Here is a 12,948-nt window from a genome sequence, read left to right on the forward strand (position 1 = left end):
CCCCCAACGTCGCGCCCACCGGTGCTGCTTCGCGCCGCCGGTGGGCGCGATTTTCATGTCTGCGGTTGGGTCGGATTCCCGCCGCGTTCGGGTTCGCCGGCGAGGTGGTCACCGCCCGCGACCGCCGGGGTCGCGGTGCGCGGCTGCGGGCTCCAACCGGGCGGGCCGAAAACGTATCCCAGGCGCGCCCGCCAGCCGTCGGCATGCCGGACGTCGCGGGCTATCGCCGCGTACTCGTGGGTCTGCAGCGTCCAGATGTTGTGGCTGCCGACGGGTGTCGTCAACCCGTAGGTCGGTCGATGGGTTTCCGGTGCGAAGGAACCGAACATCCGATCCCACAGGATGAAGACCCCGGCGTAGTTGCGGTCGAGATAGTCCGCATCGCTGCCGTGGTGCACCCGATGATGCGAAGGGGTGTTGAACAGGTATTCGACGGGGCCCCACAATCGGCCGATGCGTTCGGTGTGAATCCAGAACTGGTACACCAGGTTCAGCCCGTAGCACGCGAAGATCACCGCAGGCGGTATGCCCAGGAAGGGCAGCGGCAGCCACATGAACAGGGCCGCACTGATATTCCACTTCTGGCGCAGCGCGGTGGCGAAGTTGAAGTACTCGCTCGAATGGTGCGCCTGGTGGGTGGCCCACACCAACCGCACCCGGTGGGAGATGCGGTGATTCCAGTAGTACAGGAAGTCCACCGCGATGAACCCGATCACCCAGGTGTACCAGGCGGTGATCGAGAGCTGCCACGGCGCCAGGTACGCGAAGATCGCGGTGTAGACCAGCAGTCCGAGGATCTTCCAGCCGGTACTGGTGGCGATCGAGACCAGGCCCATCGAGATGCTTGCCCGTGCGTCGCGTGCCTCGTAGCCGCCGACGGGTGGGCGACCGTGCTCGTCGCGAGCGTCGAGTTTCCAGGCGGCCAACCATTCGAGGGTCAGCAGGATCAGGAAGAAGGGAATGGCCAGCACCGTCGGCTCGTGCATGGGGTCGGGCAACAGGTCGACCATCGTGGACTCCTTCCCCGCTATTTGACACACCAGCGTGTCAGATGGGTTGTGACACGATAGCGTGTCCGATGGATGGCTGTCCACGACATCACCCGCCGCCGATCGCGGCGGTGCCACCAGGTGCAGGGAGGGGAGTGCCGGTGCCGCCCACCGCCGATCCCGGGGCCGACGCTGCCGCCCTGTCGGCCGCCGACGCCGCGGCCGGCACCGACGGGCGGCGCTACGGCGGCGCCGACGCCGACGAGCGGCGAGCCCGCAGACGCCTGGCCCTGGTCGCCGCGGGGCTGGAGTTGTTCGGCGAGCTGGGCTACCACAACGTCTCGGTCAAGAAGGTCTGCGAGCGGGCCGGCTTGACCCAGCGCTACTTCTACGAGTCCTTCGCCGACCGCAAGGCGCTGCTGATCGCCGTCTACGACCACTGCGTCGCGGTGACCCGCCATGCCGCGGTCGCCGCCGCGGGGGGCTTTCTCGCTCACCCCACCGGAGTGGCTCCCGCCGATGTGCGGGCCGCCGCCCGCGCCTCCCTCGGCGCATATCTGCGGGAGCTGTCGGCCGATCCCCGTCGGGCCAGGGTGGTCCTGGTGGAGGTGGTGGGCATCGATCCGGCGGTCGAATCGGTCCGCCTGCGCGCGATCCACGAGTGGGCGGACCTCATTCTGACCCTGGCATTGGGTGGTCGGGAGCCCTCCGCATCGCAGCGGCTGGCCGCCGTCGGTCTGGTCGGCGCCTTCACCCAACTCTTGGTGGACTGGTACTTCTCGAGCGTCAGCCCGGAACCGGTCGACATCGGCACCACCGAACCGGTCGAGCTGTCGATGGTTCTCGACGTCTGCGTGGAGATGATCGCGGCCACCCACGAGCGCCTCCTGAGCTGACCCGACCGCGAACGAGCCGCCGCCCGCCCCTGCGGTTCAGATCCGGCCCACCGAATCGAGCCGGCCCTCCTCGCGGTCGAGGATCACCGTCACCCGGTCGTAGGTGCGCGAGTTGTAGGAACCGATCGACTGCTCCTCGTAGAGCGCATCGCGCAGGGCCGACAGGTAGCGCCGCTGGATGCGGATCGCCTGCTCCCGCACATCCGGCGCCTGACTCGACCGTTGGTGGGTATCGCGGGCGGCGGCGATCTGGTCGAGATAGAAGCGGACCCGCTCGATGACCACCGGGTCGATCCGCTCGCCGTCGATCGTCTGGTCCTCGAGGTGGCCGACATTGTCGACGGCGGTGTCCAGGATCGTCTCCAGCAGGTTGCCGACCTCGCGCCTGCGCACGCTCACCGGGATTTCCTCGAAGGCCAGCCGGTCGATCAGCCACGGCAGGGTGCCGCCGAAGACCAGCAGGGTGAAGGCCGCCACGGTGAAGGCGACCAGGACGATCACCGCGTAGTGCGGCGCGTCGTGCGGAATCGTCATCGCCGCGGCCAGGGTCACCACACCGCGCATCCCGGACCAGGACAGCACCACCAGGTCGCGACCGGTGATCGGTTGTGCGCGTTCGAATTCGATGTCCGCGTGGCCGCGGGCGATGCGTTTGCGCAGCCGTTCGAGACGGTGGCGTTCGAGCGGGCGATCCGGCTCGTATTCGTCGAGGCGCGCGTCGAGGTCGACCAGTCGCTCCCGGATCGACTCCGCCCGTTTCGGGCTCGGCGCCCACATATAGCGGGCGAGCAACCCGACGACCCGCACCACCAGCATGATCGCGAGCGTCACCCCGCTGATGCCCACGACGAGCAGCAGATCCGCGCCGTCGGTGCCCACCTGCTGGATCAGGTTCGGCAGCTGCATACCCATCAGCAGGAAGACCGCGCTCTGCAGGAGGAACTCGATCGTCGTCCAGTTCGTCGAGTCGACCTGCCGGGCCCGGGCAGGCAGGCGGTGGCGCCCGCGCGCCCCCGCGACCAGACCGGCGACCACGACGGCCAGCACCCCCGAGGAACCGATCTCCTCGGCGGGGAAGTAGGCGACGAAGGGCACTGCGAACGAGATGCAGGAGATCAGGATCGGATCGTGCAGCCGGGTGCGCACGGCGACCGCGGCCCAGCCGATCGCGGCGCCGACGATGCTGGCTCCGATGATCGCCCATACGAAGGCGGCGCCCGCGCTCATCAGACTGAAGCCGCCGGCGAGGGCGGCGATCGCCGCTTTGAGGATCACCAGCGCCGAGGCGTCGTTGAGCAGACTCTCGCCCTCGAGAATGGTCGTCGTTCGACCCGGCAGACCCATGCGGTGGCCGATCGCGGTCGCCGCGATCGCATCGGTCGGGCTGACCACCGCTCCCAGAGCGATCGCCAGGGCGATCGGAATGTCCGGAAAAATCAGGTGAATTGTCACACCGATCGCCAGGGCGGTCACGATGACCAGCACCACCGACAGCCAGGTGATCATGCGGATATTGCGGCGCAGATCGGTCAACGGCAGCCGCACGGCATCCGCGTAGAGCAGCGGTGGCAGGACCCCGGACAGGATCCACTCCGGCTCCAGGCGTACCACCGGCACACCGGGGATATAGGAGGCGGCAACACCGAAGACCAGCAGCAGCAACGGGGTGGCGACCCCCGTGCGGCGGGAGAACACCGACGCGATCACCACGACCACGAGCGCTCCGAGTCCGATCACTACCAGGCGAGGGTCCACCTCATGCAGTTCACCAGAATTCCGGGCCCGCGGCCGGCGAAGCGTGCGCGGACCCCCGTCCTTCGATCCGCGGCCGGCGCCGGCATTTCCGGGGGGACCCGCCGGCCGAGTAATCTGTCAGCCCAAGCTGTCGCACCACGGCCGTCCCACCGGCGGAAGGCGATCCCGGGGCCGAGTAGTACGGTCGACCCTTCGGGTGACGACACCTCATACGGAAGGAAGCAACACCGATGACCCGGTCCGCCACGGTCGGCGGACCACCCGCATACCGGTTCGATCGGCCCGTGTAACGGTTCGATCGCGCAGACCGGATATACGGGACGGTGCGGCGCAGTCGGCGTCGCGATCGCCGTGGGTGGCACCCACCACACGTTCCGAACGGACGGGGTGGGTAGCGCCCGACGAGCCGACGGGTACGTCGTTCGGGCGACATCGTGTCAGGGCAGTTCTGCGGTCGTACGAGGACGTACGGCCCGATCGGAGAGCGCACGTCAGCCTCTTCGGTACGTTCTTCGCGTGCGCGCGAGGAGAGGGGTTCGAGATTGGGCTCGCGCGGAGTCGACGGCCGGAACAGTGACCATGCAGTCACCGACGGCAGCCTTGGCGCCCCCGCCACGGATGGCGGCAGCATCGACCCCGCGGGGGAGATCGGTCGGCCCTTCCGGCTCTCGCCGGCGCAACGAGGCATCTGGCTCGCTCAGCACCTGAACCCCTCGGTTCCGATCACGATCGCGCAGTACGTCGACGTGACCGGGAACGTCGACCGGGCCGTCCTGCACGCCGCGGTTCGCCGCGGCGCCGGGGAGATCGAGTCCGGCTACGTGCGGCTGCTCGAGATCGACGGTGAGCCCTTTCAGGTGGTCGACCCGACCCTGGGCGACGACGTCGGCTACGTCGACCTGCGCGACGATCCCGACCCGGTCGCGGCCGCCCAGCGGTGGATGCGCGACGACTACTCGGCGCCGGTCGATCTGACCGCCGATCGGCTGATCCGATCGAGCCTGCTGCGGGTCGGCGAGGACCGCTGGTTCTGGTACGCCTGCGTCCACCACATCGTGCTCGACGGCTTCGGCGCCCGCACGTTCATGAACCGTGTCGCCGAGCTCTACACCGAGATGATCGGCACCCCCGACCCGGTCCTGCCCACCGCAACCGCGGTCGACGACGATCTGCGCCGTCTGGTCGACGACGAGTGGGCCTACCGCGATACCTCCCGATTCGCCGCCGACCGCGAGCACTGGCTCGAGCGGGTCGCCGACGTCGAAAGCGGTATCTCGCTCAGCGGTGAGACCGCCGAACCGGGCGCCGTCGCGCGGGTCGATCGCGGCGAGGTGAGCCCCGAGGTCACCGCCTCGATGAAGGATCTGATCGCCGAGATCGGCTCCTCGACCGCCGGCGTCGTGATCGCGGCGGTCGCCGCCTACGTCTCCCGGATGGTCGACAGCCCCGACGTCATCATCAGCCTCCCGGTGACCGCTCGGGTCAACGCGCGGATGCGGCGCGCCGGCGGCATGGTGTCCAACGTCGTGCCGATGCGTTTGCGGGTCGACCGCGACACCACCGTGGCCGATCTGGTCGCCCGGGTCGGTCTCGAGGTCGTCGGCGCGCTGCGCCATCAGCGCTATCGGTACGAGGACATCCGTCGCGATGTCGTCGGTGGCACCGCCGGACGCTCGTTCTTCGGCCCACTGGTCAACGTGATGCTCTTCCACTCGCGCATCCACCTCGGTTCCGACGTGGGGGAGCTGAACGTGCTGACCACCGGTGCGGTCGAGGACGCCTCGATCAACCTGTATCAGGGCGTGGGCGAGGCGAGGTCCGAGGCGGAACTGCTCGAGGGTGGCACCCGAATCCACCTCGATCTGGAGACCAACCCGAACCTCTACGGCGACGCGGTCGCCGCGGGTCACCATGCCCGGCTGATGCGCTTCCTGGCCGCCTTCGTCGCGGCCGGGGCCGGCACCTCGGTCCATCGCATCCCGATCCTCGACGACGCGGAACTCGCCGACCTCGACCGCTGGAATGCGACCACCCGGGAGCTGCCGAACGGCGCCGCGGACGACACCCTCGCCGATCATCTCGCGCGCACCGCCGCCCGCGACGGGTCGGCGCTCGCCCTCGGCTTCGAGGGGACGACGCTCACCTACGCCGAGTTCGACCGGCAGGTCGCCCGGCTGGCGCGCGCGCTGATCGACGCGGGGGTGGGCCCCGAATCGGTGGTCGCCGTCGCGATCGACCGATCGAACGAGATGCTGGTGGCGATCCACGCGGTCATCCGCGCCGGCGGCGCCTATCTGCCGATCGACCGGAGCCAGCCCTACGAGCGGATCCGGCATATCCTCGACACCGCCCGTCCGACCCTGGTGCTGGTCGCGCAGGAGGCACACCGCCCGACCGACCCGGACGCCGCGAACGGCGAGGCGGTCGTACCGGTGGTCGCGCTCGACACCCTCGACACCTCGGGCTACTCCGACGGTCCGATCACCGACGCCGACCGGCTCGGGACGCTGCTGCCGGACCACCCGGCCTACGTGATCTTCACGTCCGGTTCGACCGGCCGGCCCAAGGGCGTCATGGTCTCGCACCGGGCGATCGTCAACCGCATCGAATGGATGCAGGCCGAATACGGGCTCGGGCCGACCGACGTCGTGCTGCACAAGACCCCGACGACCTTCGACGTCTCGGTCTGGGAGCTGTTCTGGCCGTTCCTGGTCGGGGCACGCCTCGAGATCGCCCGCCCGGACGGGCACCGCGACCCGCGCTATCTGCACCGGGTGATCCGCGAACGCGGCGTCACCACCCTGCACTTCGTGCCGTCGATGATGGCGGTCTTCGTCGCCGAGTCGGTCCCCGGCTCCTATGTCACCGAGGCCATCTCCGATGCGCACAGCGTGCGGCTGGTCTTCGCCTCCGGCGAGGCGCTGCCGCGCGCCCTGGCCGATCGACTGCTCGAACAGTTGCCCGGCGCGGCGCTGCACAACCTCTACGGCCCCACCGAGGCCGCGGTCGACGTCACCTACCACCACGTCCAGCGCGGCGGCGGTGCGGTCCCGATCGGCGCCCCGGTGTGGAACACCACGCTGCCGGTGCTCAGCTCGCAGCTCGAGCCGGTCCCGATCGGTGTTCCGGCGGAGCTCTACATCGCCGGCGTCCAGCTGGCCCGCGGCTACGTCGGGCGGCCGGGATTGACTGCCGAACGCTTCGTCGCCGCCCCCGGTGGCGGGCGGCAGTACCGCACCGGCGACATCGTCTTCCACAACGCCGACGGCGAACTCGAGTACATCGGTCGTCGCGACTTCCAGGTCAAGCTGCGCGGCCAGCGCATCGAACTCGGCGAGATCGAGCGGGTTCTGCTCGAGAGCCCCGGTGTGGACCACGCGGCCGCCCTGGTGGTCACCGTTCCCACCGACCGGCTGATCGGCTACGTCGTCGGGTCCGCGGTCCTCGATCCCGAGCAGGTGCGCCGCGCCGCCGCGGAGATGCTGCCGGACTTCATGGTGCCCTCGATGATCGTCGTGCTCGACGAGTTCCCGCTGGGCTCCTCGGGCAAGCTCGACCGCAAGGCGCTGCCGATCCCGGACGTCGTCAGCCGGCCCTTCCGGGCGCCGCAGACGCCGACGGAGATCTCGGTCGCGGCGGTGCTCTCCGACGTCCTACACCGTGACGAGGTCGGCCTGGACGACTCGTTCTTCGACCTCGGTGGCGATTCGCTGATCGCCGCGCGCCTGGTCGCCCGCCTGGCGGCGCAGTGGCAGGTACAGCTCGGTGTCCGGGCGATCTTCGAGGCTCCGGTCGTCGAGGACTTCGCCCGCCTGATCGACGAACAGATCGGCTCGCGGCGCAGCGATGCCCCCGCGTTGACCCGCGCCGAACACGCCGGACCGATCCCCCTCTCGCTCGCCCAGCAGCGGATGTGGCTGATCAACAAGTTCGATCCCGAGGCGGCCGCCTACAACCTGCCGTTTGTGATCCGTATGCGCGGCAAGGTCGCCCAGCAGGCCCTCGCCCGCGCCCTCGACGACGTCGTGGAGCGGCACGAGACGCTGCGCACGATCTTCCCCGAGGGTCGCGACGGCATCCCGTACCAGCTGATCCTCGACCCGTCGGCGGTCACGCTCGACGTGCGTGTCGAGTCGGCGACCGAGCAGACGCTGCCCGCCCTGCTGCGCCGGTTCGCGATGGACGGCTTCGACGTCTCGCGCGAGATCCCGTTCCGGATACGGGTTTTCGAGCTGTCGCCGGACGATGTCGCGGTCGCGATGGTCGTCCACCACATCAGCGCCGACGGCGTCTCCTTCGGCCCGCTGTCGCGGGATCTGATGGCCGCCTATACCTCCCGCGCCGACGGTCGGGCCCCGGATTGGCAGCCGCTGCCGATCCGGTACGCCGACTACAGCGTCTGGCAGCGCGAGGTGCTCGGATCCGAGGAGGATCCGGAGTCGCTGGCGTCCGAGCAGATCGGCTACTGGAAGCGCCGGCTGGTCGAGCTGCCCGATCAGATCGACCTGCCCTTCGACCACCCGCGACCACCGGTGCAGTCGCTGCGCGGCGGCCGGGTCGCCTTCGAGATCCCCAGCGCGACCTACCAGGGTCTGACCGCGCTGGCCCGCACCCACGGCACCACGGCGTTCATGGCGATGCACGCCGCCTTCGCGGTGCTGCTCGCCCGGCTGTCGGGGACCTCCGATATCGCGGTGGGTTCCGCGGTCGCCGGCCGCGGTGAACGCGAACTCGACGACGTGATCGGCATGTTCGTCAACACCCTGGTGCTGCGGTCGACCGTCGAACCGCGGATGTCCTTCGGCGCGGTGCTCGACCAGGTGCGCGATACCGACCTCGAGGCCTTCGGCAACGCCGACGTGCCCTTCGAGCGGTTGGTCGAGGTGCTCAACCCGGTCCGCTCGCAGGCCCGCCAGCCGCTGTTCCAGGTGATCCTGAGTTACCAGACCGCCGGTCGCGTGCAGATCGAACTGCCCGATCTGACCGTCTCCGCCGACGAGGTCGACATCGGCGTCGCGAAGTTCGATCTGCAGCTCACCGTGACCGAGGAGCTGCACGACACCTATACCGGCACCCCGATGACGGCGGCCGGCGTCGGTGGCGCGCGCGCCGAATTCGTGTACGCGGTGGACCTTCTCGACGAGGCGACCGTCGCCGGCTTCGCCGATCGCCTGCTGCGGATCCTCGACGCCGTCGTCGGCGATCCGACGTCGCCGGTCGGCGATATCGACATCATGGATGCCGCCGAACACCGGCTGCTGAACACCACCGCGGATCCCGCGCCGAGCCCGATCACCCTGCTGGGTCTGATCGAGCGGGCGGTCGCGTCCCGGCCCGACGAACCGGCGGTGATCGCCGGTACCCGCACCCTGACCTATCGACAGCTCGACGAGGCCTCGAACCGCCTGGCGCGGCGCCTCATCCGCTCCGGCGCTGGTCCGGAAAAGGTTGTCGCCGTTGCCGTTCCGCGGTCGGTGGAATCCATCACCGCGATGTGGGCGGTCGCGAAGACCGGTGCGGCGTTCGTGCCGATCGACCCGGCCTATCCCGCCAACCGCATCGAGCACATGGTCGACAACTCCGGCGCGATCGCCGGTGTCACCGTCGTCGCCGCCCGCGGCGACCTGCCCGACGTGATGGACTGGATCTTCCTCGACGGACCGAGCGCCGATCAGCTGCTCGCCGAGGACCCGACGCCGATCGGCGACGCCGATCGCCTCGCCGCGATCGAGGTCGACTCGCCCGCGTACCTGATCTACACCTCCGGTTCGACCGGTCTGCCGAAGGGTGTCATGGTGCCGCACCGCGGCCTGGCGACCCAGGTGCGGGCGGCGGTCGAGCGGCTGGGGGTCGAGCCGGGCAGCCGGGTGCTGCACTTCGCGTCGCCCAGCTTCGACGCGTCGGTCCTCGAACTGCTGCTCGCCCTGTCGGGGCCGGGCACGATGGTCATCGCCCCGCCCGGCATGTACGGCGGCCGGGAGCTCGCCGAGCTGTTGGCCGAAAAGGTGGTCACCAACGCGTTCATCACGCCGGCCGCGCTCGCCTCGATCTCGCCGGTCGGGCTCGAGAACGTGCGGGTGGTCATGGTGGGCGGCGAGGCCTCCACCCCGGAGCTGGTCGCCCGGTGGGCGCCCGGCCGCTCCTTCTTCAACCTCTACGGACCGACCGAGACGACGATCGTCGCGGCCGGTACCGATGCGCTGCCCGCCTCGTTGACCGGCACCGTTCCGATCGGCTCGGCGATGCCCGGGGCACCGGTCTATGTGCTGGACTCCCGCCTGCGCCCCACCCCGCCCGGGGTGACCGGCGAGCTCTACGTCGGCGGCGTCACCGTCACGCGCGGCTATATCGGCCGTACCGGGGCGACGTCGGAACGCTTTGTCGCCGATCCCTTCTCGGCGGGAGGGCGGCTCTACCGCACCGGCGACGTCGTGCGCTGGTCCGGTGCGAGCGCGCGCAGCGACTCGCGGTTGGTGCTCGAATACGTCGGCCGCGCCGACTTCCAGGTCAAGGTCCGCGGCCACCGCATCGAACTCGGTGAGGTCGACTCCGCCTTCGGCACGCACGCCGATGTCGAGTTTTCCGCCACCTTCGGCACGACCGGTGTCGGCGGGTCGACGTCGCTGGTCACCTACGTCAAGTTGGTGGAATCGGCGACGATCGACGTCGCCCAGCTGCGCGAATGGGTCTCCGAGACCCTGCCCGCCTATATGGTGCCCGCCTCGATCATGGTGATCGACGCGATCCCGCTCGGGCCGACCGGCAAGCTCGACCGCCGGGCCCTGCCGGAACCGACCTTCGAGGCGCGGGTCTTCCGCGCGCCGACCACCCCGATCGAGGAGATCGTGGCGGACGCCTTCGCCGACGTGCTCGGCCTCGACCGGGTCGGTGTCGACGACGACTTCTTCGACCTCGGCGGCAACTCGCTCAGCGCGACCCAGGTGGTCTCGCGCGTCGGCGAGGCGCTCGACACCAAGGTCGCCGTGCGCATGCTCTTCGAGGCCTCGACCGTCGGCGCCCTCGCCGGCCGGGTCGAGTCCTTCGCGGGCAGTGGTGCCCGCACGCCGCTCGTGGCGCACCCGCGCCCCGAAGCGGTGCCGTTGTCGCTTGCGCAGCAACGCATGTGGTTCCTCAACCGGTTCGACACCGCGTCCGCGGTCAACAACATCCCGATCGCGATCCGGATGACCGGGATGCTCGACATCCCGGCGCTGCAGGTGGCGGTCATGGACGTGATCGACCGGCACGAGTCGCTGCGCACGGTCTTCCCGGAGACCGCGAACGGACCGGTCCAGGAGATCATGGACGCCGCGCGGATCGTGCCCGATCTGCGCCCGATCCGGGTGACCTCCGAGCAGCTGCTGCCCGAGTTGGTCGGACTGGCGTCGACCGGCTTCGACGTCACCAACGAGGTGCCGCTGCACGCCGCGCTGTACCAGGTCAGCGAGACCTCGTTCGTGCTCGGCATCGTCGTGCACCACATCAGCGCCGACGGCTGGTCGATCGGACCGCTGGCCCGCGACGTCATGGTCGCCTACGCCGCGCGCTCGACGTGGGAGGCGCCGCAGTGGGTGCCGTTGCCGGTGCAGTATGCGGATTTTGCGTTGTGGCAGCGGGAGGTGTTGGGGTCGGAGTTGGATGCGTCTTCTGTGATTTCGCAGCAGTTGGCGTATTGGGAGTCGGTGTTGGGTGGTGTGCCGGATGAGGTGGAGTTGCCGTGGGATCGGCCGCGTCCGGTGGTGGCGTCGTATCGGGGTGGGCGTGTTGATGATGTGGTGATTGATGCGGGGTTGCATGCGGGGATTTCGGAGTTGGCGCGGCGGTACAACGCGACTCCGTTCATGGTGGTGCATGCGGCGTTGGCGGTGGTGTTGGCGCGGTTGTCGGGTTCGGATGATGTGGTGGTGGGGACGCCTGTGGCGGGGCGTGGTGAGGCTGCGTTGGATCATTTGGTGGGGATGTTTGTCAATACGTTGGTGTTGCGGACGTCGGTGACGGGTTCGATGTCGTTTGCGGATTTGTTGCGTGAGGTGTCGGATTCGGATTTGGGTGCGTTCGGTCATTCGGATGTGCCGTTCGAGCGGTTGGTGGAGGTGTTGAATCCGCCGCGTTCGCAGGGGCGGCATCCGCTCTTCCAGGTCTCCCTGTCGTTCCAGAATCTCGGCGAAACCACTTTCGAGCTACCGGATTTGAAGATCGCGCAGGTTGAGTTCGACCTCGCGCAGTCCAAGTTCGATCTCTCCTTCACCCTCACCGAGCGCTTCGACGATGCCGGTGGTTTCGGTGGGATTGGTGTGGAGATTACGTATGCGGTGGATTTGTTCGATGAGGTGACGGTTCGTGGTTTTGGTGAGTTTTTTGTGCGGGTGTTGTCGGTGGTGGTGGCCGAGCCGTCGGTTGCGGTGGGTGATGTGGAGTTGATGGATGCGGGTGTGCGGGATGTGGTGGTGGGTTCGTGGTCGGGTGTGCCGGCTCTTCCGGCTGCGGGTGGTGTGGTTGTGGATGGTGTTGTGGGTGAGGGTGTTTCGGGTGGGTTGATGGGGTGGTTCTGGCGGGTGGTGGAGGTGGATCCGTCGGCGACGGCGGTGGTGTTCGGTGGTGAGCGGGTGTCGTTCGGTGAGTTGGGTGTGCGGGTGTCGCGGTTGGCGCGGGTGTTGGTGGGGTTGGGTGTGGGGCCGGAGGTGTTTGTGGCGGTGGCGTTGCCGCGGTCGGTGGATGTGGTGGTGGGGTTGTTGGCTGTGGTGGAGGCGGGGGGTGCGTATGTGCCGGTGGATCCGTCGTATCCGGTGGAGCGGTTGCGGTATGTGATGGAGGATGCGGCCCCGCGGGTGTTGCTGACCTCCTCCGCCGTGGTCGATGGGTTGCCGGAGCCGGTGGACGCGGTGCGGGTGCTGATCGATCGGGTCGATCCGTCGGCCGATGCGAGCCGTCTGGCCGCCGACGAGCGCTTGGGTGTGGTGTCGGGTTCGACTGCGGCGTACGTGATTTACACGTCGGGATCGACCGGCAAGCCCAAGGGTGTTGTGGTGCCGCACGAGAACGTGATGCGCCTGCTCGAGCGGACCCGGTCGGTCTACGACTTCGGGTCCGACGATGTGTGGACGATGTTCCACTCGTACGCGTTCGACTTCTCGGTGTGGGAGCTGTGGGGCGCGCTGCTGTTCGGTGGGCGCCTGGTGGTGGTCGATCAGGTCACGACGCGTTCCCCCGAGACGTTTGCGCAGTTGGTGGCCGATGAGGGTGTCACGGTCCTGAACCAGACGCCGTCGGCGTTCTATCAGTTCGACGAGTCGGTGCGCAGCACCGGG

General features: G+C 68.9%; 4 protein-coding genes. 2 read left to right on the forward strand and 2 right to left on the reverse strand.

What is annotated here, in order from left to right:
* Positions 1-53 precede the first annotated feature (53 nt).
* The gene (locus MB1_RS23315; protein WP_066913233.1) at positions 54-1,010 is read right to left on the reverse strand and encodes a sterol desaturase family protein; all 957 of its coding nucleotides are present in this window, start codon (positions 1,008-1,010) and stop codon (positions 54-56) included.
* Between the two features lie 140 nt (positions 1,011-1,150).
* Between MB1_RS23315 and MB1_RS23320 the strand changes: the two genes are divergently transcribed.
* A complete protein-coding gene (locus MB1_RS23320; protein ID WP_245650326.1) occupies positions 1,151-1,885 on the forward strand; it encodes a TetR/AcrR family transcriptional regulator in 735 nt (244 codons plus the stop codon).
* A gap of 36 nt (positions 1,886-1,921) precedes the next feature.
* Here the strand turns inward: MB1_RS23320 and MB1_RS23325 are convergent, their stop codons facing one another.
* Positions 1,922-3,640, reverse strand: coding sequence for a cation:proton antiporter (locus tag MB1_RS23325; RefSeq protein ID WP_066913234.1), 1,719 nt, complete (start codon positions 3,638-3,640; stop codon positions 1,922-1,924).
* A 542-nt stretch (positions 3,641-4,182) separates the two neighbouring features.
* Here MB1_RS23325 and MB1_RS23330 point away from each other — a divergent pair.
* The coding region (locus MB1_RS23330; protein WP_157084318.1) for a non-ribosomal peptide synthetase at positions 4,183-12,948 on the forward strand (8,766 nt) is incomplete at its 3' end.

The organism is Millisia brevis NBRC 105863 (assembly GCF_001552615.1).
GTDB classification, from domain to species: Bacteria; Actinomycetota; Actinomycetes; order Mycobacteriales; family Mycobacteriaceae; genus Millisia; species Millisia brevis.